At 62.1% G+C, this 24,824-nt stretch carries 27 protein-coding genes and 1 pseudogene; 17 read left to right on the top strand and 11 right to left on the bottom strand.

All coding sequences use genetic code 11. From position 1 onward, the window contains the following. The first annotated feature begins 62 nt into the window (after positions 1 to 62). Positions 63 to 1,271: an acetyl-CoA C-acetyltransferase gene (locus ASC80_RS14360; RefSeq protein WP_056298261.1), complete on the top strand. Its 1,209-nt coding sequence runs from the start codon at positions 63 to 65 to the stop codon at positions 1,269 to 1,271. 10 nt (positions 1,272 to 1,281) lie between these two features. Further along, entirely contained in the window at positions 1,282 to 3,495 is a 2,214-nt protein-coding gene (locus tag ASC80_RS14355; RefSeq protein ID WP_056298258.1) for a 3-hydroxyacyl-CoA dehydrogenase NAD-binding domain-containing protein, read from the top strand. A gap of 202 nt (positions 3,496 to 3,697) precedes the next feature. Here ASC80_RS14355 and gstA read toward each other — a convergent pair whose 3' ends face one another. Continuing rightward, positions 3,698 to 4,312, bottom strand: coding sequence for a glutathione transferase GstA (gene gstA / locus ASC80_RS14350; RefSeq protein WP_056298255.1), 615 nt, complete (start codon positions 4,310 to 4,312; stop codon positions 3,698 to 3,700). A gap of 141 nt (positions 4,313 to 4,453) precedes the next feature. On the opposite strand from gstA, the gene ASC80_RS14345 reads away from it, so the two are divergent. From ASC80_RS14345 to ASC80_RS14335, 3 genes are all read left to right on the top strand, one after another. Then, on the top strand, positions 4,454 to 4,942 hold the full coding sequence (locus ASC80_RS14345; RefSeq protein ID WP_056298253.1) for a MarR family winged helix-turn-helix transcriptional regulator: 489 nt from the start codon (positions 4,454 to 4,456) through the stop codon (positions 4,940 to 4,942). Between the two features lie 90 nt (positions 4,943 to 5,032). After that, positions 5,033 to 6,403, top strand: coding sequence for a glutamate--cysteine ligase (locus ASC80_RS14340; protein ID WP_056298249.1), 1,371 nt, complete (start codon positions 5,033 to 5,035; stop codon positions 6,401 to 6,403). A gap of 146 nt (positions 6,404 to 6,549) precedes the next feature. After that, complete coding sequence (locus tag ASC80_RS14335; RefSeq protein WP_056298246.1) at positions 6,550 to 7,125, top strand: PAN domain-containing protein; 576 nt, start codon at positions 6,550 to 6,552, stop codon at positions 7,123 to 7,125. 28 nt (positions 7,126 to 7,153) lie between these two features. On the opposite strand, the pseudogene ASC80_RS14330 reads toward ASC80_RS14335, so the two are convergent. From ASC80_RS14330 to ASC80_RS14315, 4 genes and pseudogenes are all read right to left on the bottom strand, one after another. Continuing rightward, positions 7,154 to 7,488: pseudogene (locus ASC80_RS14330) on the bottom strand (MmcQ/YjbR family DNA-binding protein). A gap of 11 nt (positions 7,489 to 7,499) precedes the next feature. Continuing rightward, complete coding sequence (lepB, locus tag ASC80_RS14325; protein WP_056298243.1) at positions 7,500 to 8,267, bottom strand: signal peptidase I; 768 nt, start codon at positions 8,265 to 8,267, stop codon at positions 7,500 to 7,502. Further along, positions 8,264 to 9,706 carry a metalloprotease TldD gene (gene tldD / locus ASC80_RS14320; protein ID WP_056298240.1) on the bottom strand — a complete coding sequence of 481 codons (1,443 nt, stop codon included), beginning with the start codon at positions 9,704 to 9,706 and terminating at the stop codon, positions 8,264 to 8,266. The genes lepB and tldD overlap by 4 nt, the downstream gene beginning before the upstream one ends. A gap of 181 nt (positions 9,707 to 9,887) precedes the next feature. Further along, complete coding sequence (locus ASC80_RS14315) at positions 9,888 to 10,448, bottom strand: invasion associated locus B family protein (protein WP_056298237.1); 561 nt, start codon at positions 10,446 to 10,448, stop codon at positions 9,888 to 9,890. A gap of 394 nt (positions 10,449 to 10,842) precedes the next feature. On the opposite strand from ASC80_RS14315, the gene coxB reads away from it, so the two are divergent. The 6 genes from coxB (at position 10,843) to ASC80_RS14285 (ending at position 16,157) form a co-directional block, all read left to right on the top strand. Further along, the gene (gene coxB, locus ASC80_RS14310) at positions 10,843 to 11,682 is read left to right on the top strand and encodes a cytochrome c oxidase subunit II (protein WP_056298234.1); all 840 of its coding nucleotides are present in this window, start codon (positions 10,843 to 10,845) and stop codon (positions 11,680 to 11,682) included. A gap of 65 nt (positions 11,683 to 11,747) precedes the next feature. Next, complete coding sequence (gene ctaD, locus ASC80_RS14305) at positions 11,748 to 13,373, top strand: cytochrome c oxidase subunit I (protein WP_056298231.1); 1,626 nt, start codon at positions 11,748 to 11,750, stop codon at positions 13,371 to 13,373. Positions 13,374 to 13,472: 99 nt separating this feature from the next. Beyond that, on the top strand, positions 13,473 to 14,414 hold the full coding sequence (locus tag ASC80_RS14300; protein WP_056298228.1) for a heme o synthase: 942 nt from the start codon (positions 13,473 to 13,475) through the stop codon (positions 14,412 to 14,414). Positions 14,415 to 14,428: 14 nt separating this feature from the next. After that, the gene (locus tag ASC80_RS14295; protein ID WP_056298225.1) at positions 14,429 to 14,593 is read left to right on the top strand and encodes a cytochrome c oxidase system small membrane protein; all 165 of its coding nucleotides are present in this window, start codon (positions 14,429 to 14,431) and stop codon (positions 14,591 to 14,593) included. Between the two features lies 1 nt (position 14,594). Next, positions 14,595 to 15,233, top strand: a complete 639-nt coding sequence (locus tag ASC80_RS14290) for a cytochrome c oxidase assembly protein (protein WP_056298222.1) — start codon at positions 14,595 to 14,597, stop codon at positions 15,231 to 15,233. A gap of 66 nt (positions 15,234 to 15,299) precedes the next feature. Further along, positions 15,300 to 16,157: a cytochrome c oxidase subunit 3 gene (locus ASC80_RS14285; RefSeq protein ID WP_056298219.1), complete on the top strand. Its 858-nt coding sequence runs from the start codon at positions 15,300 to 15,302 to the stop codon at positions 16,155 to 16,157. Positions 16,158 to 16,220: 63 nt separating this feature from the next. Here ASC80_RS14285 and ASC80_RS14280 read toward each other — a convergent pair whose 3' ends face one another. Beyond that, positions 16,221 to 16,601, bottom strand: coding sequence for a nuclear transport factor 2 family protein (locus tag ASC80_RS14280; RefSeq protein ID WP_056298217.1), 381 nt, complete (start codon positions 16,599 to 16,601; stop codon positions 16,221 to 16,223). A 72-nt stretch (positions 16,602 to 16,673) separates the two neighbouring features. Here ASC80_RS14280 and ASC80_RS14275 point away from each other — a divergent pair, with 72 nt between their 5' ends. The 6 genes from ASC80_RS14275 to ASC80_RS14250 all read left to right on the top strand — a co-directional run bounded on the left by ASC80_RS14275 (position 16,674) and on the right by ASC80_RS14250 (position 22,108). Beyond that, on the top strand, positions 16,674 to 17,075 hold the full coding sequence (locus ASC80_RS14275) for a DUF983 domain-containing protein (RefSeq protein WP_056298213.1): 402 nt from the start codon (positions 16,674 to 16,676) through the stop codon (positions 17,073 to 17,075). Further along, positions 17,072 to 17,821, top strand: coding sequence for an SURF1 family protein (locus ASC80_RS14270; RefSeq protein ID WP_056298211.1), 750 nt, complete (start codon positions 17,072 to 17,074; stop codon positions 17,819 to 17,821). The genes ASC80_RS14275 and ASC80_RS14270 overlap by 4 nt, the downstream gene beginning before the upstream one ends. A 141-nt stretch (positions 17,822 to 17,962) precedes the next feature. Beyond that, positions 17,963 to 19,381: a threonine synthase gene (gene thrC, locus ASC80_RS14265; protein ID WP_056298991.1), complete on the top strand. Its 1,419-nt coding sequence runs from the start codon at positions 17,963 to 17,965 to the stop codon at positions 19,379 to 19,381. Further along, positions 19,378 to 20,667, top strand: coding sequence for a M16 family metallopeptidase (locus ASC80_RS14260; protein WP_056298208.1), 1,290 nt, complete (start codon positions 19,378 to 19,380; stop codon positions 20,665 to 20,667). Before thrC ends, ASC80_RS14260 begins: the two co-directional genes overlap by 4 nt. Before the next feature lie 53 nt (positions 20,668 to 20,720). Further along, positions 20,721 to 21,308: a GNAT family N-acetyltransferase gene (locus ASC80_RS14255; protein ID WP_056298203.1), complete on the top strand. Its 588-nt coding sequence runs from the start codon at positions 20,721 to 20,723 to the stop codon at positions 21,306 to 21,308. Between the two features lie 122 nt (positions 21,309 to 21,430). Further along, complete coding sequence (locus ASC80_RS14250; protein ID WP_502690968.1) at positions 21,431 to 22,108, top strand: hypothetical protein; 678 nt, start codon at positions 21,431 to 21,433, stop codon at positions 22,106 to 22,108. Positions 22,109 to 22,190: 82 nt separating this feature from the next. On the opposite strand, the gene ASC80_RS14245 is transcribed toward ASC80_RS14250, so the two are convergent. The 5 genes from ASC80_RS14245 to ASC80_RS14225 form a co-directional block, all read right to left on the bottom strand. After that, complete coding sequence (locus ASC80_RS14245) at positions 22,191 to 22,676, bottom strand: F0F1 ATP synthase subunit B family protein (RefSeq protein WP_056298200.1); 486 nt, start codon at positions 22,674 to 22,676, stop codon at positions 22,191 to 22,193. A gap of 5 nt (positions 22,677 to 22,681) precedes the next feature. Continuing rightward, the gene (locus tag ASC80_RS14240) at positions 22,682 to 23,239 is read right to left on the bottom strand and encodes a F0F1 ATP synthase subunit B (RefSeq protein ID WP_056298199.1); all 558 of its coding nucleotides are present in this window, start codon (positions 23,237 to 23,239) and stop codon (positions 22,682 to 22,684) included. Positions 23,240 to 23,298: 59 nt separating this feature from the next. Then, a complete protein-coding gene (locus tag ASC80_RS14235; protein ID WP_056298196.1) occupies positions 23,299 to 23,526 on the bottom strand; it encodes a F0F1 ATP synthase subunit C in 228 nt (75 codons plus the stop codon). A gap of 50 nt (positions 23,527 to 23,576) precedes the next feature. Next, a complete protein-coding gene (locus ASC80_RS14230) occupies positions 23,577 to 24,326 on the bottom strand; it encodes a F0F1 ATP synthase subunit A (RefSeq protein ID WP_056298193.1) in 750 nt (249 codons plus the stop codon). Between the two features lie 71 nt (positions 24,327 to 24,397). Further along, on the bottom strand, positions 24,398 to 24,790 hold the full coding sequence (locus ASC80_RS14225) for an AtpZ/AtpI family protein (protein WP_056298190.1): 393 nt from the start codon (positions 24,788 to 24,790) through the stop codon (positions 24,398 to 24,400). Between the last annotated feature and the right edge of the window lie 34 nt (positions 24,791 to 24,824).

The following is a 24,824-nucleotide window of genomic DNA, read 5'->3' as shown; positions in this document are numbered from 1 at the left end:
AACGAACCATGCCCGCGACCGGCAGCGGCGCGGCTATCAATATACGATCGAGGGAGAGCACCATGCCTGAGGCATTTATCTACGATCACGTTCGAACCCCGCGCGGCAAGGGCAAGGCCGACGGCTCGCTTCATGAGGTGACGGCGCTGGCGCTTGCCACCACGCCGCTGAAGGCGCTCAAGGACCGCAACAATCTCGCCGCGAACAGCATCGACGACGTGGTGCTCGGCGTGGTCGATCCGGTCGGCGAGGCCGGCGGCGATATTGCGCGCTTCGCGGCGATGAATGCCGGGTTTGATACCTCGGTGCCGGGTATACAGATCAACCGCTTTTGCGCCTCGGGCCTCGATGCGGTGAATTTCGCCGCCGCGCAGGTGATGTCGGGCCAGCACGAACTGACCATCGGCGGCGGCGCGGAATCGATGAGCCGCGTCGGCATCATGTCGTCGGGTGCGGCGTGGCCGATGGACCCGTCGATGGCGGTGCCGAGCTACTTCATGCCGCAGGGGGTGGCAGCGGATCTGATCGCGACCAAATACGGTTTCTCGCGCGACGATGTCGATGCCTATGCGGTGCAGAGCCAGCAGCGCGCCGATACCTCGTGGAAGGAAGGCCGCTTCAGCAAGTCGGTCATTCCGGTGAAGGACGTCAACGGCATCACCATCCTCGACAAGGACGAGCATATGCGTCCCGGCACCACGATGCAGTCGCTGGCGCAGTTGCAGCCGTCGTTCGCGGCGATGGGCGCGATGGGCGGCTTCGACGCGGTGGCGATCCAGTCGCATCCGGAAATCGAGGCGGTGAACTACGTGCATCATGCCGGCAATTCGTCCGGCATCGTCGACGGCGCTGGCGCGGTGCTGCTCGGCAGCAAGGAAGCCGGTGCCAAGCACGGCCTGAAAGCGCGCGCGAAGATCCGCGCCTTCGCCAATATCGGCTCGGAGCCTGCGATGATGCTGACCGGCCCGGTCGACGTCACCAAGAAGGTGCTTGAACGTTCCGGCATGAAGCTGTCCGACATCGATCTGTTCGAACTCAACGAGGCGTTCGCCTCGGTGGTGCTGCGCTTCATTCAGGCATTCGAGATCGACAACGCGAAGATCAACGTCAATGGCGGCGCGATCGCACTCGGCCATCCGCTCGGCGCGACCGGGGCGATGATCCTCGGCACGGTGCTCGACGAACTCGAGCGTACCAATAAATCGACCGCGCTGGTCACGCTGTGCATCGGCGGCGGCATGGGCACGGCAACGATCATCGAGCGGGTTTGAGGAGCACCACATGACCTATAAAAACTTCAAGGTCGAGACCGACGCTGACGGCATCGCGCTGGTGACATGGGATATTCCCGGCAAGTCGATGAACGTGGTCGACGAAACCACCGGCACCGAACTCGCGGCCATCGTCGAGCAGGTCACCAAGGACCCGGCGATCAAGGGTGTGGTTGTCACCTCCGGCAAGGACGCATTCTCGGGCGGCGCCGATCTCGGCATGCTGGAAGGCATCAACCGCGCTTACGTCGAGATGTTCAAGAGCAAGGGCGAGGAAGCCGCGAACAAATACGTGTTCGATGAGAGCCGCAAGCTGTCGCTGACGCTGCGCGCCATTGAGACCGGCGGCAAGCCGTGGGTCGCGGCGATCAACGGTCTCGCGCTCGGCGGCGCGTTCGAGCTGACGCTGGCGTGTCACTACCGTGTCGCGTCGGAAAATCCGAAAACCCGTCTCGGTCTGCCGGAGATCAAGGTCGGCCTGTTCCCCGGCGGCGGCGGCACGCAACGTCTGCCGCGCATGATCCAGCCGATGGACGCGCTGCAGATGCTGCTCAAGGGCGAGACGATCGATCTCGCCAAGGCCAAGGCGTCCGGCATTGTCGGCGCGGTTGTGCCTGCGGCCGATCTGATCAAGACCGCGAAGGACTGGATCAAGAATGGCGGCAAGGCGGTCGCGCCGTGGGACGAGAAGGGCTTCAAGCTGCCCGGCGGTCCGGTCTATTCCAAGGCCGGGATGCAGTTTTTCCCCCCCGCGAATGCGATCTATCGCCGCGAGACCTATGACAACTATCCGGCTGCGCGCGCGGTGATGCAGGTGGTCTATGAAGGCCTGCAATTGCCGATGGATGCGGCGCTGCGCGTCGAGTCGCGTTATTTCGCCAAAATCCTGCGCTCGAAGGAAGCGGCGGCGATGATCCGCTCGCTGTTCGTATCGATGCAGGAACTGAACAAAGGTGCGCGGCGTCCGCAAAACGTGCCGCCGACCAAGGTGAAGAAGCTTGCCGTGATCGGCGCCGGTTTCATGGGCGCCAGCGTCGGCTACGTCTCGGCGCAGGCCGGGATTGAGGTGGTGCTGATCGACCGCGATCAGGAGAGTGCGGACAAGGGCAAGGCCCACGCCGAGGCTGCGGTCGATGCGCAGGTCGCCAGGAAGCGGATGCAGCAGGCCGAGGGCGACGCGATCCTCGCGCGCATTTCCGCGACCGCCGACTACAACGCCATCAAGGATTGCGATCTCGTCATCGAAGCCGTGTTCGAGGACCGCAAGGTCAAGGCCGAGACTTACGCCAAGGCGCAGCCGCTGCTGCGCTCGGACGCGATCTTCGCTTCCAACACCTCGACGCTGCCGATCAATTCGCTGGCCGAGGAGTTCAAGGATCAGGCGAAGTTCATCGGCGTCCATTTCTTCTCGCCGGTCGAGAAGATGATGCTGGTGGAAATCATTGTCGGCAAGAACACCGGTGAGGTCGCGCTGGCCACCGCGCTCGATTACGTGCGCCAGATCAAGAAGACGCCGATTGTCGTGAATGACTCGCGCGGCTTCTTCGCAAATCGCTGCGTGCTGCGCTATATCGCCGAAGGCTACGAGATGCTGCTCGAAGGCGTGCCGCCGGCGATGATCGAGAATGCCGGCAAGATGGCCGGCATGCCGGTCGGCCCGTTGTCGCTCAACGACGAGATCGCCATCGATCTCGCACTGAAGATCATCAAGGCAACCGAAGCCGATCTTGGCCCCCAGGCGATCGAACAGGCGCAGAAGAACCTTCTGATCGAGATGGTGGAAAAACGCGGACGTCTCGGCCGCAAGAACGGCAAGGGCTTCTACGATTATCCGGAAAAGGGCAAGGGCCAGAAGCGGCTGTGGCCGGAGTTGAAGACGCTGCAGCCCAAGCACCTCGATCCCGACACTATCGATGTCAACGAACTAAAGCAGCGCTTCCTCGCGGTGCAGGCGGTCGAAGCCGCACGCACGGTTGAGGATCACGTCATTACCGATCCGCGCGAGGCCGATGTCGGTTCGATCCTCGGCTTCGGCTTTGCACCGTTCACCGGGGGCACGCTGTCCTACATCGATTTCATGGGCACCAAGGTGTTCGTCGAACTGTGCCAGAAGCTCGAGAAGAAATTCGGTTCGCGGTTCACCCCGCCGAAGCTGCTGCTCGACATGGCGGCCAAGGGCGAGACGTTCTACGTCCGCTTCGCGCCGAAGAAGCTGGCCGCATGACAACCAACAGGCATTGAGAACGAAATGAGATGTCATGGCCGGGCTTGTCCCGGCCATCCCGAACAGCTGGGCACCGCGTTCCATGAATCGGGATCACCGGGACAAGCCCGATGATGACGATCTGAGATCGTCTTCGCAAAATAAAAAGGCCGGATCGTCGATCCGGCCTTTTTGTTATGGGGCGATTATCCCAACGTTGGCGTTACGATGCCTTCAGCAGGCCTTCAGCCTTCAGCGCGTCCTGCACCTTCGGCCGCGCGGCGACGCGGGCCTTGTAGGCTATCAGGTTGGTCAGCCCGGACAGATCCATCTTCATCCGGTCGGCCCACGATAGCATCGTGAACATGTAGGCGTCGGGCATGGTGAAGTGATCGCCCATCAGATAGTTGCGGCCGGCGAGCGCCTGGTCGGTGTACTTGAACTTGCCCATGATGCGATCGGCGAAGAACTTCTTCACGTCGTCAGGAATGACGGGCTGGAATAGCGGGCTGAAGTTCTTGTGCAGTTCGCTGGCGATGAAGTTCAGCCATTCCTGCAGCTTGTAGCGCTCGCTGGTGCCGTTCGCGGGCGCGAGGTTCTTCGCGGGCACCTTGTCGGCAATCGCCTGAACGATCACGGCGCCCTCGGTCAGCAAATCACCATTGTCGAGGCCGAGTGCCGGCACCTGACCCTTGGGGTTGATCTTGGTGTAGTCGGTGCCGTCCTCGAGCTTTTTGGCTTTCAGGTCGACCCGGACCAGGTCGAAGGGCAGACCGGCTTCCTGGAGGGCAATATGGGGGGAAAGCGAGCAGGCGCCCGGCGAATAATACAATTTCATGGTGATTCCTCTCTGGGGCGTGCGTTTTGTCGGTCTTGGCAACGCACGGCGGGCCCATTAAATGCATGTGCATGGAACAGTCAACGTTGATGCAATTGCATTTAGTGAGCTACACTCGTTTTTGATGTCACGGGCCATACCATGAAGCGCAAACCTTCCACCGAGGCGACCGAAGCCTGGATCCGGCTGATGCGGGTGCAGAGCCGGGTGCTGGATGCTGTCGAGCAGGATCTGAAAAAGGCGGGATTCCCGCCGCTGGCCTGGTACGACGCGCTGCTCGAACTGTCGCGAGCGCCGGGCGGCGAGTTGCGCCCGGTTGAACTCGAAAAGCAGATGCTGCTTCCGCAGTACTCGACGTCGCGGTTGATCGACCGGCTTGTCGACGAGGGGCTAGCGGTGCGGCGTGAGTGCAAGATGGACAAACGCGGCCTGTTCGTCGAAATCACCGAGGCCGGGCGCGAACTGCAGAAGAAGATGTGGGGGTCCTACTCAGCGGCGATCGAGCGGCATATCGGCTCGAAATTGTCGGATGCGGATGCCGTGAAGTTGAGCGGGTTGCTAGATAGGCTCGGCTGTTCGTGTACTGGTACGGGTCAGACTTTCACCAAAGAAGCTGCGCCCGCACGATGACCTTTTCTTCATTTCTGGGAGTTACGGGTCTTCGCACCCGTTGCGGTCGGCAATATGCGTGTGTGAGCGCGCTTTACATCCGGATGTTTCATGGCGCGTGACCAGATCGATATGACCCCGCTGCAGTCGCGCGATGAACTCGTTGCGTGGCTCGAAGCGGGTGTGAAGCCGAAGTCCGAATTTCGCATCGGCACCGAACACGAGAAGACGCCGTTCACGCTGGAAGGGCATAATCCCGTTCCTTATGAAGGTCCTCGCGGCATCGGTGCACTGCTCGAAGGCATGAAGCTCCTGCTTGGCTGGGAGCCGATCATGGAGAACGGCAATATCATCGGCCTGCACGATGTGACCGGCGGCGGCGCCATCTCGCTGGAGCCCGGAGGGCAGTTCGAACTGTCCGGCGCGCCGGTGGAAACGGTGCATCAGACCGCATCGGAACTGATGGCTCATCTGGCTCAGGTGCGCGAGATCGCGACACCTCTCGGCATCGGTTTTCTCGGGCTCGGCATGACGCCGTCATGGTCGCGCGCGCAGATTCCGACCATGCCGAAGGGTCGTTATCGCATCATGACCAATTACATGCCCAAGGTCGGGCAGTACGGTCTCGATATGATGTATCGCACCTGCACGGTGCAGACCAATCTCGATTTCTGTTCGGAAGCAGACATGGTGCGCAAGTTGCGGGTGTCGGTGGCGTTGCAGCCGGTCGCAACCGCGTTGTTCGCCAATTCGCCGTTCACCGAAGGCAAGGCCAACGGCTACCTGTCGTTTCGCTCGGAAATCTGGCGCGACACCGACAACGCGCGCGCCGGCATGATCCCGTGGGCGTTCGAGGACGGCATGGGATTCGAGCGCTGGGTCGACTACGCGCTCGACGTGCCGATGTATTTCGTCAAGCGCGGCGATTCCTATATCGACGTTGCCGGGTCCTCATTCCGCAAATTTTTCGAGGGCAAGAACGAGAAGCTGGCCGGTGAACGGCCGACACTGTCGGACTGGGCCAACCATCTCTCGACGATCTTCCCTGAGGTTCGGCTCAAGCGCTATCTCGAGATGCGCGGCTCCGACGGCGTGCCGTGGGGTCAATTGCCGTCGCTGCCTGCTTTCTGGGCCGGTCTTCTGTACGACGACGACAGCATGGAGGCGGCGTGGGACATTGCCAAGCGCTGGAATGCGCACGAACGTCAGGCTCTGCGCGATGATGTGCCGAAACTCGGCTTCAAGGCCAAGATCGGCAATCGCTATTTGTTCGAGATCGCGAAGGAATGTCTTCTGCTGGCTCATGCCGGGCTGCGTCGCCGCGGACACATCGATCATCTCGGCCGCGACGAGACACACTATCTCGAACCGCTCGACCGGATCATCGAAGCCGGACGGACGCCGGCCGAGAACATGCTGACGAAGTTCAACGGTGTCTGGGGCGGGTCGGTCGAACCAGTCTATCAGGAATATGCGTTTTAGGTCAGTTGCTTGATCCCGTTCAAGCAATCTTGTCTCGCATTTATCCGCCGTTCATGTGCCATACATGAGCCGAACTGTTGAATCGTTGCTTCCCGTTCGCCGGCGCGATGCGAAGTAGTTGCCGGTTATTCGATCGAAAAATTGTAATGCATCGACGAGCCTGCTCCGTGACAACATGCTTCCGCGCATCGTTTGTTTTCGCCGCGTTGATTCTTGCGACGCTGCTTGCCGGTATTTGTCCGCTCGCGGCGCAGGTGAATTTCGATCGTCCCGGCAATGATTATGCGCGAACCGCCGTGCCGTCCGGAGATCCCGCGGTGTGTGCGCTGGCCTGCGAGCGCGATCGCAAATGCCGGGCATGGAGTTTCAGCTATCCGACCGCCAATTCGCATGGCGCGGTGTGCCGGTTGAAGAGCGCGGTACCGCCGCGTATCGAAAGCAATTGCTGCGTGTCCGGCGTGCGCGGCGCCGGCGTGATCGAGCCGCGTAACAGCCGCCTCGAGAATGCAACGGACCGCCTCGGCGGGGATTACCGCAACCTGCCGGTGAACGCTGATCCGCATGGCGAGGCGTGCAAGGCGGCTTGCGAGGCGGATCATAAATGCCGCGCATGGACCTATGCCCAGCCTGGCTACATCGGCAAGGATGCGCGGTGTTACCTGAAGGATCGGGTGAAACCGCCGCGCCGCAAGCCCGGGTTCATTTCCGGCGTCGTGCGCTAGGCCGCGGTCACGGCCGTTCAACCGCTTCTCAAAGTCCGCTGGCGGTCAGCATGGACTTCGACGCCAGTGTTTTCCATTGCTGCAATAGCAACGCTTCGACGGTTTGTTTGCGTGCCTTTGGCAGCCGGATCAGCACGATCGGCCAGTCGCGATAATGATCGGTGACGTAAAACGCTTGGGGCTGGGTTTCGACCAGCATGTCGCGTTCATCCCGTCCGACCCCAGGCATACCAGAGTCTCGCCGTCCTCTTTCAAGCGCGCCAGAAGCTTCTTGCGCACTTTCAGCGCCGGCGTTCCATAAGATGTGCCGGTTTCGACGCCGGGCCACTTCAACGCGATGGCTTCGACATCGTCGAACGTCATCGCATCCCCGGTCAGTGGACCGCTGTGAACGATCGCGCCAGACGCAGGCCCGAGAGCCAGTCCCAGATCGGCCGGTGTTTCGCCGCGACATCCCACGAGCCGACGATCGCATCGACACGGCCGACCAGATTGTCGACCGGCAGCAGGCCGACGCCGCCAGCGGCGACCGGCACACGGCTGTCGGCGGAGTTGTCGCGGTTGTCCCCCATCACGAACAGGTGGCCTTCGGGCACCACGACGTCCGGTGTGTCGTCAAGCGCACCGTGGGTCCGCAGCTTGAAGATGGTGTGGTCGTGTCCGCCGGGCAGCGTTTCGACATAGCGCGCCGCCGGAAAGCCCGAGCCTTCCTCATCCTCGGCGCGGCCGATGCCGTCGTCGCGCAGGCCCACAGCCTGCCCATTGATCCACAGGCGGCCGTGACGCATCTGGACATGATCGCCTGGCAGTCCGACCACACGCTTGACCCAGACCTGCGATTTGTCACCGGGCCAGCGGAACACCACCACGTCGCCACGGTCGGGCAGCGCGCCAAACAGGCGGCCGGTCGCGGGCAGGGACACGTTCAGCGGAATCGACGCGGCGCTGTAGCCATAGGGGTATTTCGAAGCCACCAGCGCATCGCCGATCAGGAGCGTCGGCTCCATCGACCCGGAGGGGACATAAAAGGGCTCGGCGATCGCACCTTTCGCCGCCATCACGATCAGGAAAGCAGCGGCGATCTCCACGATGGATTTCGACCAGTGCCGCGCCGGCTTCACGCTTGAATTGGCCTCGCTCATGCGCCCGTTCCGCCGACTGTGATCTTGTCCATGCGCAAGGTCGGCTGGCCGACTCCGACCGGCACGCCCTGTCCGTTCTTGCCGCAGGTGCCGATGCCATCGTCAAGCTGCAAGTCATTTCCGACCATCGAGATGCGGTGCAGGTCGGTCGGGCCGTTGCCGATCAGCATCGCGCCCTTGAGCGGTGCGCCGAGCTTGCCGTTCTCGATCTTGTAGGCTTCGGTGCACTGGAAGACGTATTTGCCCGACGTGATATCGACCTGACCGCCGCCGAAATTTGCCGCGAAGATTCCGTTCTTCACTGAGGCAAGAATTTCCGCAGGATCACGTCCGCCCGCCAGCATGTAGGTATTGGTCATGCGCGGCATCGGCACGTGAGCGTAACTTTCGCGCCGCCCGTTGCCGGTCGGCTTCATGTTCATCAGCCGCGCGTTCTGACGGTCCTGCATGTAGCCGACCAGAATGCCGTCCTCGATCAGCACCGTCTTGTTGGTCGGCGTGCCCTCATCGTCGATCGACAGCGAACCGCGCCTTGAGGAGATGGTGCCGTCATCGACCACGGTGACGCCCTTGGCCGCGACCTGTTGCCCCATCAATCCTGCAAAGGCCGAGGTCTGCTTGCGGTTGAAGTCACCCTCCAGCCCGTGGCCGACGGCTTCGTGCAGCATCACCCCCGGCCAGCCGGGACCGAGCACGACATCCATTTCCCCGGCGGGAGCGGGGACCGATTCGAGATTGACCATCGCCTGACGGATCGCGCCGTCGGCGGCCGAGCGCCACGCCTTGGTTTCAATGAAGCGCGCATAACCCTCGCGGCCGCCATAACCATGACTGCCGGTTTCCTGTCGGTCGCCGGATCCGGCAACGACCGAAATATTGACGCGGACCAGCGGCCGGATGTCGCGATAGCTCTCGCCGTCAGGACGCAGGATTTCGACCACCTGCCAGGTTGCGCCGAGGCTGACCGAGACCTGCCGCACACGCGGATCTTTTTCGCGGACATAGGCATCGATTTCGGCGAGCAGCTTGACCTTGGATTCGAACGCCTGGCCGTCGAGCGGATTTTCGTCGCCGTAAAGGCGCACATTGGTGTGCGGCGGCGGCGCGGCGAAGGTCCCGGAATAGCCGCCGCGCACCGCATGGACGGCGTCGGCCGCCCGAATCAGCGCCGGCAGTGAAACGTCGGAGGAGTGGGCGTAGCCGACCGAATCGTTCTTGACGGCGCGCAGGCCAAATCCTTGTGCGGTGTCGTAGGTCGCCTGTTTGAGACGGCCATTGTCGAACATCAGCCCTTCCGATTGGCGATATTCCATGAAGAGTTCGCCGTCATCGGCGCCGGTCAGTCCGCGGATAACCTCCTTGCGCACATCGTCGCGGTCGAGACCGGCGCGATCGATCAAGGAAGTCGTGACGGAAAAATCTGACGAAGGGTTGTTCATGCAAACTCCGGGACAATTCCCGAGGGTCGATCAGGACTCCGGGATCGGGACGTTCGAGCATGATCTTGTCCGAAAACGGGCGTTTGTCGCCAGGATCATGCGCCGAAGGACGTGGTTATTGTGCCGAAGATAGGCACGATCGCCGCAAAGGGCGAGGGTCGACATTCGCCTATTGCCTCTACTACGGCAGCTTGTCGTAGCCTTCGGGGAGGCCCTTGAGGCTCAGCGGGAAGCCGATGCCTTCCTCCGGTGTCTCGAAAATAATGAAAGTCGCGGTTTTCGCGGTCTTGAGTTGATTCAGCAGATTGTCGTCCATCACGACTTCGGCAACGCAGCCATTCGGCAGGCAGCGGACGAATCCGGCGCGGCCGACATCCTTGTCGTCGAGCTTAAGGCCAAGTCCGGAGGGCAGCAGGACGCCAAGCGGGGCCACCACCCGCATCAGCTTGCTTTTCTGGTCGGCGGTCTTGAGGATAATGACGGTCAGACCGGCATTAGAACGGTCCTCCGCTACCACGCTTTGGATCAGGGCGCATTGCTCAGCCTTGGCGCCGGCCGGGGTATCACAGCGGATCTGCCAGTCGCCGTGAACCGATTTGACCGCGCCCTGGGCGCTGGCCGCGGCGACGGTCCCCAACAGCAGGGCAGCCGCGAAAAATGCGCTCCAGGCCGGCCTGCGCGGACCACGGACGTATCCGGCCGCACCGCCATGGTTCCGGTCTAGATACTTAGAAGGGTGCATCGGGGTCGATCCCTCGGGCTCTGTCCGTTCAAAAGTGGACTGATACGGCAATGACGGCGTCTTGAGGGCAGCCTCGCGACATGGTGGGGCTGCGGGCGGACGCGAATCAAGCATCTGCCGTAGGCATCGCCCTGTGCCTACAACGGGTAATCCAAGTGTCAAGCGCGGCCGCTCCCTGAATGTTTGTTTTATCGCAATTTCGCGAGGGATTCCGAATAACTGCGCACCTTATTACGTGCATTGCGGTAGGCAGCGAATTATGGTTTGAGAAGCGGGAAATTCGACGCGTTCTAATCGCCGGGCCGACGGCTCATGACGGGATCGCTGAGGAATAAAAGCAGGTTTTGCCGATCGGCGAAATCGCTTGGATGCGCAAGACAGGAGCGAGAGCGGCATGAAGATGTCGAGGGGCTGCATGAGCCGCCGGATTTTGGGGTTTGCGGCAGGTGCTGCCGCCATGATGGCGGCGGGAGCCGCCTTTGCCGGGATGGGTGAGCCGACTCCGTGGGAGTACACCCTCCAGCACGCGGCTTCGCCCGTGATGGAAAACGTTGTCTGGTTCCACAACTTCCTGCTGTGGATCATCACCGGCATCACGCTGCTCGTTCTGGCCCTGCTGATCGTCGTGATGTTCAAGTTCAACGCCCGGAAAAATCCGGTGCCGTCGCGGACCACTCACAACACCTTGATCGAAGTGGTCTGGACCATCGTTCCGGTGCTGATCCTGGTCGGCATCGCGGTGCCGTCATTCCGTCTGCTGTTCGAGCAGCTCGATATTCCGAAGGCGGACCTGACCATCAAGGCGACCGGCAAGCAGTGGTACTGGAGCTACGCCTATCCCGATAACGGCAAGTTCGAATTCGACTCGATCATGGCCCAGAACAAGGCGCCACGGTTGCTGGCGGTCGACAACGAGGTCGTCGTGCCGGTCAACAAGGTAATCCGCGTTCAGGTCACCGGCGCCGACGTCATCCATTCATTCGCGGTGCCGTCCTTCGGCATCAAGATCGACGCGATTCCGGGTCGCCTCAACGAGACCTGGTTCAAGGCCACCAAGACCGGCATGTTCTACGGCCAGTGCTCCGAGCTGTGCGGCAAGGACCACGCCTTCATGCCGATCGCCGTTCGCGTCGTGAGCGATCAGGAATTCGCCGCATGGGTTGAAGACGCAAAGAAGAAGTTCGCGTCCGCGCCGTCCAACTCATTCGCTTCACTTGAGCAGGCCACGCAATAGCGAGCGGTGCGCGCTGCGCGAAAAACCGGAAGGTTAGGACTGCGAAAGTTCAAAGGATCTAGAAAATGGCTACCAACGCTGCGACCAATTCCCATACCGATCACGGACATGCCGATCATGCGCATGATCATCCGACGGGCTGGCGCCGTTATCTGTATTCGACGAACCATAAGGACATCGGCACGATGTACCTTATCTTCGCGTTGATCGCGGGCATCGTCGGCGGCCTGATGTCGGTCGCTATCCGTATCGAGTTGATGTATCCGGGCGTCCAGCTGTTCCACGAGTCTCACACCTACAACGTGTTCGTGTCGAACCACGGACTCATCATGATCTTCTTCATGGTGATGCCGGCGATGATCGGAGGCTTCGGCAACTGGTTCGTGCCGCTGATGATCGGCGCGCCGGACATGGCCTTCCCGCGCATGAACAACGTCTCGTTCTGGCTGCTGCCGGCGGCCTTCTCGCTGCTCATCATCTCGAGCTTCGTCGAGGGCGAGCCGGGTGGTCTCGGTGCCGGTACCGGATGGACGATGTATGCGCCGCTGTCGACCACCGGGCATCCCGGTCCGGCGGTGGACTTCGTGATCCTGTCGATGCATCTCGCCGGTGCGTCCTCGATCCTGGGCGCGATCAACTTCATCACCACCATCTTCAACATGCGCGCGCCGGGCATGACCCTGCACAAGATGCCGCTGTTCGTGTGGTCGATCCTCGTCACCGTGTTCCTGCTGCTGCTGGCGCTGCCCGTTCTGGCCGGTGCCATCACCATGCTGCTGACCGACCGTAACTTCGGCACCGCCTTCTTCTCGGCAGAGGGCGGCGGCGATCCGGTGCTGTTCCAGCACTTGTTCTGGTTCTTCGGTCACCCCGAGGTGTACATCCTGATTCTGCCGGGCTTCGGCATGATCAGCCAGATCGTCTCGACCTTCTCGAAGAAGCCGGTGTTCGGCTATCTCGGCATGGCCTATGCGATGGTCGCTATCGGCGGCATCGGCTTCGTAGTGTGGGCGCACCACATGTACACGGTCGGCATGTCGTCGTCGGCGCAGGCCTACTTCGTCGCTGCGACCATGGTGATCGCGGTCCCGACCGGCGTGAAGATCTTCTCGTGGATCGCCACGATGTGGGGCGGTTCGATTGAGTTCCGCGCTCCGATGATCTGGGCGATCGGGTTCATCTTCGTGTTCACGGTCGGCGGCGTGACCGGCGTGGTGCTCGCCAACGCGGGCGTCGATCGCGTGCTGCAGGAAACCTATTACGTCATCGCGCACTTCCACTACGTGATGGGCGTAGCGGCGGTCTTCGCGATCTTCGCGGGCTGGTACTACTGGTTCCCGAAGATGTCCGGCTACATGTATTCGGAAGGCGTCGCCAAGCTGCACTTCTGGGTAATGTTCATCGGCGTCAACGTCCTGTTCTTCCCGCAGCATTTCCTCGGTCTGTCGGGTATGCCGCGCCGTTATGTCGATTATCCCGATGCGTTCGCCGGCTGGAACCTGATCTCCTCGATCGGCGCCTATATCTCGGCGTTTAGCATCCTGATCTTCCTCTACGGTGTGGCTCAGGCCTTCGCTCGCAAGGTGCCGGCCGGCAACAACCCGTGGGGTGCGAGCGCCACGACGCTGGAATGGACGCTGACGTCGCCTCCGCCGTTCCATCAGTTCGAGACGCTGCCTCGCGTGCAGTAACTAACCCTGTCGCTTCGGAGCGCTCGTCGTTCCGGAGTGACAGATCAGGACGTCGCCGGTCTGCGTCGTGCAGGCCGGCATGAGTTAGGAAGCGCTGTTTTGTCCGTTGTCGAGCATCATGCGGCTGAGCTGTCGCCCCGGATTTCCGAGGCCAGCGTTGCCGATTACATCGCGCTGCTGAAGCCGCGGGTGATGTCGCTCGTCATCTTCACGGCGCTGGTCGGGATGATGATAGCGCCGGACGGGTTGCATCCGGTGCTGGCGATTACGTCGCTGCTTTGCATCGCGGTGGGCGCGGGTGCGTCCGGCGCGTTGAACATGTGGTACGACGCCGATATCGATGCCTTGATGTCGCGTACCGTCAATCGCCCGGTGCCGCGCGGCCGCATCACGCCCGGCGAAGCGCTGGCGTTCGGTTTGACGCTGTCGTTCTTCTCGGTGATGACGCTCGGCATCCTCGTCAACTGGATCGCCGGCGGGCTTCTGGCCTTTACGATCTTCTTCTATGTCGTGATTTACACGATGTGGCTGAAGCGCTGGACAGCACAGAACATCGTGATCGGCGGTGCCGCGGGCGCGCTGCCGCCGGTGGTGGCCTGGGCTTCGGTGACGGGCTCGCTGGCGCCGGAGCCGATTTTCCTGTTCCTGATCATCTTCCTGTGGACGCCGCCGCATTTCTGGGCGCTGGCGCTGTTCCGCACCGACGATTACGCCCGCGCCAATGTCCCGATGCTGCCGGTGGTGGCGGGGCCCGACGTCACGCGGCTGCAGATCCTGCTCTACACCGTGCTGCTGGTCGCGGTTGCCGTGCTGCCATGGCCGCTCGGCTATTTCGATGCGATCTACGGTGTGACGTCGCTGCTGCTGGGCGCCGGGATGCTACGGCTTGCGATCAGCGTCTACCGGCATCGTGAAGGGCACGCCGCCTTGCAGGCGACCCGTGCGCTGTTCAAGTTTTCGATCCTTTACCTGTTCATGCTGTTCGCGGTGCTGCTCCTCGATGTCATCGGAGCCGCCTTTGTCCGGCTGATCTGGTCATGAGCGGGAGTGTTGCGATGGACAACAATGAACCGCCCAAGGGGATCATTCTCACACCGGAGCAGAAGCGCCGTCAGCGCGAGCGGTCGATTGCGATCGCCCTGGCGCTTGGCATTCTCGTAATCCTGTTTTTCGCCGTCACTCTTGTGAAGGGACCGGTCGTTCTCAACCGGCCGATGTAACATGACGCAGAAAATCGAAAACGGAACGCCCGTTCAGCCTGCGAAGAAGGCCAAGCCGCGCATGGGCCGCGACGCCATGGTCGCGTCGATCTGCGGCTTCGTCGTCGCGTTCATGGTCGGCGCGGCTTACGCCGCGGTTCCGTTCTACGATTGGTTCTGCCGCGCCACGGGTTTCAACGGCACGACCCAGGTCGCGACGTCGGCGCCCGCCGAAACGCTCGGGCGGCGCATCGCGGTGCGCTTCGATTCCAACGTCAGCGGCGGCTTGCCCTGGAAGTTCGAGCCGGAAAAAACCGAGATCGACGTCAAGATCGGCGAGGTCGTCACGGCCTACTATACCGTGACCAATCAGGCCGCACGGCGGACAACCGGTCTTGCCGCGTACAATGTCGCGCCGCTTACGGCAGGCGCGTATTTTCAGAAGATCAACTGCTTCTGCTTCTCCGAACAGACCTTTGGTCCCGGTGAAAAGCGCGAGCTTGCGGTGGTGTTTTACGTCGATCCGAAGCTTGCCGCTGATCCCGAGTACAATGGCCTCGACACCATAACCCTGTCCTACACGTTCTATCCTGCGAAAGACGATCCCGCGCCGAAGCCGGTTGCGGCGGCGGAGCCGGACAAGCGCAAGGGCAATCTCTAACCGACCTGAATGTCACGACACGCGTACGCGCCGGGTGAGACCGGCATCGCTAACGGAGAAATCGAAATGGCTACCGGCCACGTCAAGCATCACGATTACCATCTCGTCGATCCGAGCCCATGGCCGGTTGTCGGCTCGCTGTCCGCCTTCATCATGGCGGTCGGAGCGATTTCGTGGATGCATCATATGTATGCCGGGGCACCGATCGTGTTCGGCGCCGGCACCATCGGTGTGCTCTATACGATGGCGGGCTGGTGGGCGGACGTCATTCGTGAAGCCCAGCACAAGGGTGACCATACCCGCGTGGTGCAACTGCATCATCGCTACGGCATGATCCTGTTCATTGCGTCCGAAGTGATGTTCTTCGTCGCCTGGTTCTGGGCTTATTTTAACTCGGCGTTGTTCCCGGCCGATCCCGTTCACTTCACGCGCGAGGCGCTGTTCGGCGGCGTATGGCCACCGAAGGGTATTGAAACCTTCGATCCCTGGCACCTGCCGTTGCTCAACACGCTGATCCTGCTGACCTCGGGTACCACCGTGACCTGGGCCCACCACGCGCTGCTCGAGAACGACCGTCAGGGCATGAAGTGGGGCCTCATTCTTACGGTAGTGCTGGGCGCCTGCTTTACCTGCGTGCAGGCCTTCGAATACAGCCACGCGGCCTTCAGCTTCGCCGGCAACATCTACGGCGCCACCTTCTTCATGGCCACCGGCTTCCATGGCTTCCACGTGCTGGTCGGCACCATCTTCCTGCTGGTCTGCCTGCTGCGTGTCTACGCCGGTCACTTCACGCCGACACAGCATCTCGGCTTCGAGTTCGCCGCCTGGTACTGGCACTTCGTCGACGTGGTGTGGCTGTTCCTGTTCATCTGCATCTACGTCTGGGGCCATGGCGCCGAGACGATGGCACACGCCGCGCACTGATCGCGCTGCGGTGACAAATTCAAGGGGCGGCCTTATTGGCCGCCCTTTTTGCTAGGCGCCGCGTCAGGCCATCGATTGCGGCTGCATCGAGGAATGGTGATGTGCGATCAGCCAGGATGCGCCGTGCTTCACCAGCACAAAGCTGTAGCGCGCCGGAAATGTCGCGGTCTGACTATCCCGCGTCCGGAACAGATTGTAATGTCCGGTGTCGATCGCGACGCTGCCGGACACGGTCTGCAAGACGTGATCGCCAAGCCTGACTCTCAATCCGGCGAGGGCGGCATCGATGAAATAGCTGCGGATATCGTGCGGCGAGGTGGTCAGTTCGCTGGCGAGTGTTCCCCAGAGGAGGGCGTCGGGTGCATAGAGCCGCGCGACGGCATCACCGACGCCGCTGTTGAAAGCCCGCTCCCATTCAAGGACGGTGTCGTAGGGCTCACGCATCGTTCAAATTCCCCGTCGCGGTATCTTTTAGCAAAGACATAGCCGCATTTCTTTGGGATAACCGCAACCGTCATGAGCGAACCTGCCTATCAACCGCCGACGCCTTCAGCGGTTTCCCCAATCGTCGCCGGACTGGCCTGCAGATGTCCGCGTTGTGGCAAAGGAAAGCTGTTCGGCGGCTTCCTGTCACTGCGGCCGCGCTGCGACCGATGTGATCTCGATTATACCTTCATCGATTCCGGCGACGGTCCCGCCGTGTTCATCATCCTGCTGGCTGGCTTCGTCGTGGTGGGATGCGCGCTGGTCGTCGAGGTCAAGTACCAGCCGCCGTTCTGGGTGCACGCCGCACTGTGGATTCCCTTGATCGCAGCCGTCACCTTGCTGCCGTTGCGGCCGATGAAGGCGCTGTTGATCGCCTTGCAGTATCACCACAAGGCCGCTGAGGGTCAGATCATCGGACGGGAGCAGAAATGAGCGAGACGGCGACGCGGCCGCGCGGTGTGTTCGGCTTGACCATTATCGCGCTGGTGATGGTTGGCGTGCTGGCGAGTCTCGGCTTCTGGCAACTGCAGCGCCGTGACGAGAAACATGCGTTGATCGCGGCGCTCACCGAGCGGCTGGCGCTGGCCCCGGTGCCGCTGCCGGCCGACTGGGCCGCGCTCAATCCGCCCCGCGACGAATTCAGGCGGGTGACGTTCACCGCGACGTTCGAGAGCAAGCCGGACGTGATGGTCTACACCTCCGGCTCGGCGGTCCGCGAAGATGTTTCCGGCCCCGGCACGTGGGCGTTTCTGCCGGCGCGGTTGCCGGACGGCCGCACCATCGTTGTCAACGCCGGCTTCGTCCCCAACACGATGCAGGATCGTGCCCAGGAAGACCGCGCGGTGACGCCGCTGATCACCGGCGCGCCGGTGATCCTGACCGGCTATCTGCGTTTCCCGGAAATGCCGGGCCTGTTCTCGGCGCACGAGGATCGCGCCAAGCGGCTGTGGTTTGTGCGCGACCACCTGGCGATGTCCGAGGCCAACGCCTGGGGCGCAACCTCACCGTTCTACGTCGATCTCGAGGCGCCGGTGCCGGCTTCAGGTGTGCCCAAGCCCGGTCCCCTTCAGGTCCATCTGCGCGACAATCATATGCAATATGCGATCACCTGGTTCGGTCTCGCGCTGGTGGTGCTGATAGCATTCGGCTTCTGGCTGGTGGGCCAGCGGCGCGCCTGATTGCAGCCGCAATGGCAGGCTTGGCTTCCTTGTGAAGAGTGGACGCAACCGATAGAGTGCGCCGCTCATTCGCTTCCAGCGACGTGATTATTCCATACATATCAGAGACTTATCAGGTTGGGTAAGTCTTTGGAGGACGTGTTGACGACCTATATTTCGACCCGGGGCGAAGCCCCAAAACTTGGCTTTTGCGACGTAATGCTGACCGGGCTTGCGCGCGACGGCGGACTTTACGTCCCTGAAAGCTGGCCGCATCTGACGCCGGAGACAATCGCGGGATTTCTCGGCCGGCCCTATTGGGAAGTCGCCGTCGAGGTGATCCGCCCCTTCGTCGCCGGGGAAATTTCCGATGCTGATCTCGGCCGCATGGCGAACGAGGCCTATGCCACGTTCCGTCATCCGGCGGTGGTGCCGCTCGACCAGAGCGGGCCCAACCAGTTCGTGCTCGAACTTTTTCACGGACCGACGCTGGCGTTCAAGGACGTCGCCATGCAGTTGCTGGCGCGGCTGATGGACCATGTACTCGCGAAGCGCGGCCAGCGCACCACCATCGCGGTTGCGACCTCAGGCGACACCGGCGGCGCTGCGGTCGAAGCCTTTCGCGGGCTCGACAATGTCGATCTGATTGTCCTGTTTCCGCATGGCCGGATTTCCGACGTGCAGCGGCGCATGATGACCACCACGGCCGCTCCGAATGTTCATGCGCTCGCGGTCGAGGGCACGTTCGACGATTGCCAGGCGATCGTGAAAGGCCTGTTCAATCATCATGCGTTTCGCGATCAGGTGTCGCTGTCCGGCGTCAACTCGATCAACTGGGCGCGCATCGTCGCGCAGACGGTGTACTACTTCACGTCCGCGGTTGCGCTCGGCGCGCCGGCGCGGCAGATCGACTTCACGGTGCCGACCGGGAATTTCGGAGACATATTCGCAGGCTATGTCGCCAAGCGCATGGGCCTGCCTGTGCGGCATTTGCGGATCGCCACCAACGTCAACGATATCCTGGCGCGGACGCTGAAGACCGGCATCTACGAAGTGCGCGAGGTCCACGCGACCGAATCGCCGTCGATGGACATCCAGATTTCCTCGAATTTCGAGCGTCTGCTGTTCGAGGCGAGCGGGCGCGACAGCGCCATGCTGCGCGGACTGATGGCGTCGCTGGCGCAGTCCGGGCGTTTTGTGCTGCCGGACGCAGTGCTGGCGCGGGTGCGCGAGGATTTCGATGCCGGGCGCGCCGACGAAACCGAAACCCGTGCGGCGATCCGCGCGGCGTGGCGGGAGTCCGGAGATCTGATCGATCCGCACACGGCGGTCGCCCTCGCCGTCGCGGAGCGCGACAATGCCGATTCGAAAATTCCGAACATCGTGCTGTCCACCGCCCATGCGGCGAAGTTTCCGGATGCGGTCGAAGCCGCATGCGGGATTCGGCCGCCGCTGCCGCCGTGGCTTGATGGCCTGATGTCACGGCCGGAAGAGATCAAGGTCGTGCGCAACGACCAGGCTGAAATCGAGCGGTTCGTGCTGTCGGTCAGCCGCGCCGCAAAGCAGGGAATTGCCGGATGAGCGTAGACGTCACCAAATTATCTTCCGGCCTGACGGTGATCACCGACACGATGCCGCATCTTCAAACTGCGGCGCTCGGAGTCTGGACCGGTGTCGGCGGCCGCGACGAGAAGCCGAACGAGCATGGCATTTCGCATCTGCTGGAACACATGGCGTTCAAGGGTACGGCGCGCCGCACCTCGCGCGAGATCGTCGAAGAAATCGAGGCGGTCGGCGGCGATCTCAACGCCGCGACCAGCAGCGAGACCACGGCATACTATGCGCGGATGTTGAAGGACGACGTTCCGCTGGCCATCGATGTGCTCTCGGATATTCTCGCCAACCCGTCATTCGATGCGGAAGAACTCGAACGCGAGAAGAGCGTGATCGTGCAGGAAATCGGCGCGGCGCAGGATACACCGGACGATGTTGTATTCGAGCATCTCAGCGAGATTGCCTATCCTGAACAGCCGATGGGCCGATCGCTGCTGGGGACGCCGCAGACGCTGAAGGGATTCGATCGCGACATGCTGTGCGGCTATCTGGCGACACATTACCGTGGTCCGGAGATGGTGGTTGCCGCCGCTGGCGCGGTGGATCACAAGCAGGTGGTGGCCGAGGTGCAGGAGCGCTTCGCGAGCTTCGATGGCCGCGTCGGACCCAAGCCGCTGCCGGCGAAGTTCGGGCAGGGCGGCACGCGCGTGGTGCGCCGTGATCTCGAGCAGGCGCATCTGACGCTGGCGCTGGAAGGGTTGCCGCAAAACGATCCGGGCCTTTTCAGCCTTCAGGTCTTCACCAACGTTCTCGGCGGCGGGATGTCGTCACGGCTGTTTCAGGAAGTGCGCGAGAAACGCGGCCTGTGCTATTCGATCTACACCTTCCACGCGCCGTATTCCGACACCGGATTTTTCGGTCTGTACACCGGCACCGATCCTGCTGACGCGCCGGAAATGATGGAAGTCATCGTCGACGAGATCAACAACGCGGTCGAGACGCTGACCGAGGCCGAGATTGCCCGCGCCAAGGCGCAGATGAAGGCGGGATTACTGATGGCGCTGGAAAGCTGCAGCTCCCGCGCCGAACAACTGGCCCGCCATATTCTGGCCTACGGACGGCCGCTGACGGTCGAGGAGGTCGTCGGACGCATCGACGCGGTCAGCGTTGAATCGACCCGCGAAATCGCCCGTGGCCTGATGGGCCGCAGCCAGCCGGCAGTGGTTGCGCTCGGCAGCGGCAGGGGTCTGGACAAGGCGGTCGCTTTTGCGGAAGGATTGTCGCAACCGAGGGGCCGGTCGCTGCTGCACTGACGCGGCTACGGACGAACCAATCAGCCGGCCTCCGGCGCAAAGGGAATCGCACTGTGGCGCTGTTTCGTTTGCCGACCGCGACTCCGCCGACGCTCGCACCGCGCGGCTACGGACTCTTGCTGCGTGCACCGCAGATGGCGGACTTCCAGCAGTGGTCGGACTTGCGCGGAGGTAGCCGGGCGTTCCTGACGCCATGGGAGCCGATCTGGCCGTCGGACGATCTCACCCGCACCGGATTCCGCCGCCGGCTAAGGCGCTACGCCGACGATATCCTCGAGGACAAGGCTTATCCGTTCGTCGTCATTCGCGAACAGGATGGCGCCCTGATCGGCGGTGTGACCTTGGCCAATGTCAGGCGCGGCATCGTGCAAAGCGGGACCATCGGTTACTGGATTGGCCAGCCTTATGCCGGGCGGGGCTACATGACGGCCTCCTTGCGGGTGCTGTTGCCGACGCTGTTCGGCGAACTCAATCTGCATCGCGTCGAGGCGGCCTGCATCCCCACCAACACGCCGTCCGTGCGCGTGCTGGAAAAATGCGGATTCGCGCGCGAGGGCCTCGCGCGCCGTTATCTCTGCATCAATGGTGTCTGGCAGGATCACTATTTGTTCGGCCTGCTCGATGAGGATTTCCGCGGTTAACCACCCCTTCGGTGGTCGCGTACCGCCGGATTCTGCGCCTTTGGTTCGCCGCCTTTGCCCTGCTATAAGGCGGTTTCAATCACCCCTCCGCCTCATCCAGAATCGACCGGAACACAGATATGATGCGTGACATGCTCCCTGAACGAGCAACTGGCAAACGCGCGGCCAAATTGGCCGTGATCGCTCTGGCGGCCGGCACGATGCTGGCCGGATGCGGTGGCGGCAGCACGCTCGGATCGTCGTCGGGATCGTCGAGCAGTTCGTCATTGGGCGATCGTTTCGGTCAGATTTTTGGCTCGAAATCCCAGGCCGTTGGTGAAGCGCCGCCGCCGCCCGAGGTCAATGAACTGACCTGTCCGAGCGTTGATATCCGTTTCGGCGCCTCTACCCTTCCGGTCGGGCTGCCGGGCAAGCCGGCCAGTGGCAACGATCTGCGCTATCAGGCGTCGGTGGTGCGCACGGCACGCGATTGCACGCTGTCCGGCAACGAAGTTCGTGCCCGTGTCGGAATTCAGGGCCGTGTCATCGTCGGTCCGGCCGGCGCGCCGCCGACAGTGACCGTGCCAATACGCGTGGCGCTGGTGGAAGCGGGCATCCACCAGAAGGTCATCTTCAGCAAGGCCTATCAGACCAATGTCGACATGTCGCAAGGCGACGGCAACACCGATTTCAGTTTTGTCGCGGAAGACATCGTCTATCCCGCGCCGTCAGCGGCGGTCGGCGACAAATATATCTTCTATGTCGGTTTCGATCCGCAGGGCCTGAAGCCCGAGCGGCCGGCGCGCGGGCGGAAGAGATAGCGGCATAGTGACTGCGCCGCAGGCACGAAAAAGCCGGCCTCGATGTCGAGGCCGGCTTTTTCGTTGAGATGATGTATCCCGTTTAGTTGAGCTTCTCGCGCACGTCCTTGATGCCCTTGTCGAGCAGGCTGTCCGCGATCTGGCCCCTGACGGTTTGCGACAGCACCGAGCTTGCAGCGTAGACCGCCGCGTCTGCAGCAGCCGCACGCACGTCGGCGATGGCCTGCATCTCGGCCTGGGCGATCTTGTTCTCCGCCGATTTGGTGCGGCGGGCGACAAAATCTTCCATCTTGGCCTTGGCCTCGACGGCGATGCGCTCGGCTTCCGCCTTTGCGCTCTCGACGATGTCCTGTGCTTCACGCTCCGCGCTTTCGCGACGGGCGCGATACTCAGCCACCAGCTTGACCGCTTCGTCCTTCAGGCGACGGGCGTCGTCGAGTTCCTTCTGGATGCGGTCACGGCGATGATCGAGGGCCTGCAAGATCGTACGGTGGACGCCGAAGTAGCCGAACACTCCCAACAGGATGAGGAATGCGACGGCTACCCAGGTTTCGGCTTCAAACAGCATCGTTCTCAACCTTTCAAGGATGCATCGACGGCGCTGTCGACGGCCTTGCTGTCGGGCGCCACGCCGATCAGCCGCTGCACGATGGCGGCGGTTGCATCGGTCGCGATGGACTTGACGTTGCCCATGGCCTTCTCACGCATCGAGGCGATGGTCTTCTCGGCTTCGGCGAGCTTGGTCGCGAGATTTGCTTCCAGCGTCTTGCGTTCGGCCTCGGACTGGGCGCTCAACCGGTCGCGGGTCTCGGCTCCGATCGCCTGCGCACGAGTGCGGGCGCCGGCGAGTTCGCTCTCGTAAGCCTTGAGCGCCGCGTCCGATTCGTCCTTCAGCTTCTGCGCTTCGGTCAGATCGTTCTCGATCGCGCCTTCACGTGCGGCGATCACTGAGCCGACGCGGGGAAGCGCGATCTTCGATACGATGACGTAAAGCAACGCGAAGGCGATCGCGAACGACACCAATTGCGAGGCAAAGGTGTCCTTCTCGAAGGGCGGGAAGCTGGCCTTCCCGTGCCCGTCGACCTGAGTGTGGGCGGTCGTGCCCTTGGCATTGCCGTGTTCGGTCGCCATAGGCGTCTCCTGTTGACGTCAGCCGCGCATGATGCGGCCGACGTGTCATCCGCGGTGGCTCAGACGGCGAACAGCAGCAGCAGCGCAACCAGCAGCGAGAAGATGCCGAGCGCTTCGGTCACGGCGAAGCCGAAAATCAGGTTGGCGAACTGGCCCTGTGAGGCCGACGGATTGCGGAGCGCGCCGTTGAGGAACTGGCTGAAGATCATGCCGACGCCGATGCCCGCGCCGCCCATGCCGAGACATGCGATGCCGGCGCCGATGTACTTTGCTGCGATTGGATCCATGGTGAAACTCCTTCTTGGATGATGGTGTCAGAGGTTGAAGAGAAATCCGGTCAATGTCCGGGATGAAGAGCGTCGTTGAGGTAAATGCAGGTCAGGATGGCGAACACGTAGGCCTGCAGGAACGCCACCAGAATCTCGAGAGCGGTGAGGGCGGTGGTCATTGCCAGCGGCAGTACGGCGCCGAAAATGCCGGCAGCGCCCAGCGCGCCCAGCGATGCGACGAAGCCCGCGAAAACCTTCAGGGTGATGTGGCCTGCCAGCATGTTGGCGAACAGACGCACCGAGTGCGACACCGGCCGGGACAGGAACGAGATGACCTCGATCACCATGATGAGCGGCAGGATGTAGATTGGAATTCCGCTCGGCACGAACAGCTTGAAGAACTTGAAGCCGTTCTTGTAGAGGCCGTACAGAAGAACCGTGAAGAACACCAGGAGCGCCAGCGCGACGGTCACGATCAGATGGCTGGTGACGCTGAAGGTATAGGGAATCACGCCGATCAGGTTCGCCATCAGCACGAACATGAAGATCGCGAAGACGAACGGGAAAAACTTCATGCCTTCTTCGCCGACGCTGTCTCTTAGCGTGTTGGCGACAAATTCGTAGGAGAGTTCCGCGAGCGACTGGAAACGGGTCGGGACCAGACGGCGTCCGGCGCTGCCGCCGATCATCAGCAGCGAAATCACCGCCACGATGCCGAACATGTAGGCGGATGAGTTGGTGAAGGCGATCTCATGGCCGCCGATGTGGCCCACGGTGAAGATCTTGTGGATTTCAAACTGATGGATCGGATCGGCCATCCGCAGATATCTTTCATCAAGCGCCGGCCACGCCGGCTTTCAATCGTTTCGTCGTTGCGCTGTCTGCCGGATCAGGAGCGATCAGTGGTGCCGCTGGATCCAACGCCTGCAGTCCGCATCACGTTGATCACGCCGGCGACGAAGCCGAGCAGAAAAAACACGATGAGTCCCCAGGGAGACGTCGACAATAAACGGTCGATGCCCCAACCGATGACCGCTCCGACAAGAACGCCTGCTATCAGTTCGGACGAGAGTCGGAAACCGCGCGCCATCGCGGATGCTTTGGCAGATGCATTTCCGGTCCCACCGTCCGATTGATCCGTCCGGGCGGGACGGCTTTTCCGTGTTTGGGAAAGCCGATCATCCAGACTGTTGAGCCTTGCGGAGAGCGCAGCTTCGTCGGCGGATGGTTTGTCTGTTCTTCCATCTTCGCCGCGTCCGCCGTTATGTGTGTCGTTTGCCATTGCCCTCGACACCATGACCACGTCGCGAGATCTC

Source organism: Afipia sp. Root123D2, assembly GCF_001425835.1.
In the GTDB taxonomy this organism is placed as follows: Bacteria; Pseudomonadota; Alphaproteobacteria; order Rhizobiales; family Xanthobacteraceae; genus Afipia.
The sequence above is the reverse complement of the archived record's forward strand: the minus strand, read 5'-3'. Positions and strand labels throughout refer to the sequence as shown.

Coding starts and splice junctions, on each gene's coding strand:
- ASC80_RS14360 (WP_056298261.1), top strand. CDS start 63: ATGCCTGAGGCATTTATCTACGATCACGTTCGAACCCCGCGCGGCAAG.
- ASC80_RS14355 (WP_056298258.1), top strand. CDS start 1,282: ATGACCTATAAAAACTTCAAGGTCGAGACCGACGCTGACGGCATCGCG.
- gstA (WP_056298255.1), bottom strand. CDS start 4,312: ATGAAATTGTATTATTCGCCGGGCGCCTGCTCGCTTTCCCCCCATATT.
- ASC80_RS14345 (WP_056298253.1), top strand. CDS start 4,454: ATGAAGCGCAAACCTTCCACCGAGGCGACCGAAGCCTGGATCCGGCTG.
- ASC80_RS14340 (WP_056298249.1), top strand. CDS start 5,033: ATGGCGCGTGACCAGATCGATATGACCCCGCTGCAGTCGCGCGATGAA.
- ASC80_RS14335 (WP_056298246.1), top strand. CDS start 6,550: ATGCATCGACGAGCCTGCTCCGTGACAACATGCTTCCGCGCATCGTTT.
- lepB (WP_056298243.1), bottom strand. CDS start 8,267: ATGAGCGAGGCCAATTCAAGCGTGAAGCCGGCGCGGCACTGGTCGAAA.
- tldD (WP_056298240.1), bottom strand. CDS start 9,706: ATGAACAACCCTTCGTCAGATTTTTCCGTCACGACTTCCTTGATCGAT.
- ASC80_RS14315 (WP_056298237.1), bottom strand. CDS start 10,448: ATGCACCCTTCTAAGTATCTAGACCGGAACCATGGCGGTGCGGCCGGA.
- coxB (WP_056298234.1), top strand. CDS start 10,843: ATGAAGATGTCGAGGGGCTGCATGAGCCGCCGGATTTTGGGGTTTGCG.
- ctaD (WP_056298231.1), top strand. CDS start 11,748: ATGGCTACCAACGCTGCGACCAATTCCCATACCGATCACGGACATGCC.
- ASC80_RS14295 (WP_056298225.1), top strand. CDS start 14,429: ATGGACAACAATGAACCGCCCAAGGGGATCATTCTCACACCGGAGCAG.
- ASC80_RS14290 (WP_056298222.1), top strand. CDS start 14,595: ATGACGCAGAAAATCGAAAACGGAACGCCCGTTCAGCCTGCGAAGAAG.
- ASC80_RS14285 (WP_056298219.1), top strand. CDS start 15,300: ATGGCTACCGGCCACGTCAAGCATCACGATTACCATCTCGTCGATCCG.
- ASC80_RS14280 (WP_056298217.1), bottom strand. CDS start 16,601: ATGCGTGAGCCCTACGACACCGTCCTTGAATGGGAGCGGGCTTTCAAC.
- ASC80_RS14275 (WP_056298213.1), top strand. CDS start 16,674: ATGAGCGAACCTGCCTATCAACCGCCGACGCCTTCAGCGGTTTCCCCA.
- ASC80_RS14270 (WP_056298211.1), top strand. CDS start 17,072: ATGAGCGAGACGGCGACGCGGCCGCGCGGTGTGTTCGGCTTGACCATT.
- ASC80_RS14260 (WP_056298208.1), top strand. CDS start 19,378: ATGAGCGTAGACGTCACCAAATTATCTTCCGGCCTGACGGTGATCACC.
- ASC80_RS14250 (WP_502690968.1), top strand. CDS start 21,431: ATGCGTGACATGCTCCCTGAACGAGCAACTGGCAAACGCGCGGCCAAA.
- ASC80_RS14245 (WP_056298200.1), bottom strand. CDS start 22,676: ATGCTGTTTGAAGCCGAAACCTGGGTAGCCGTCGCATTCCTCATCCTG.
- ASC80_RS14240 (WP_056298199.1), bottom strand. CDS start 23,239: ATGGCGACCGAACACGGCAATGCCAAGGGCACGACCGCCCACACTCAG.
- ASC80_RS14235 (WP_056298196.1), bottom strand. CDS start 23,526: ATGGATCCAATCGCAGCAAAGTACATCGGCGCCGGCATCGCATGTCTC.
- ASC80_RS14230 (WP_056298193.1), bottom strand. CDS start 24,326: ATGGCCGATCCGATCCATCAGTTTGAAATCCACAAGATCTTCACCGTG.
- ASC80_RS14225 (WP_056298190.1), bottom strand. CDS start 24,790: ATGGCAAACGACACACATAACGGCGGACGCGGCGAAGATGGAAGAACA.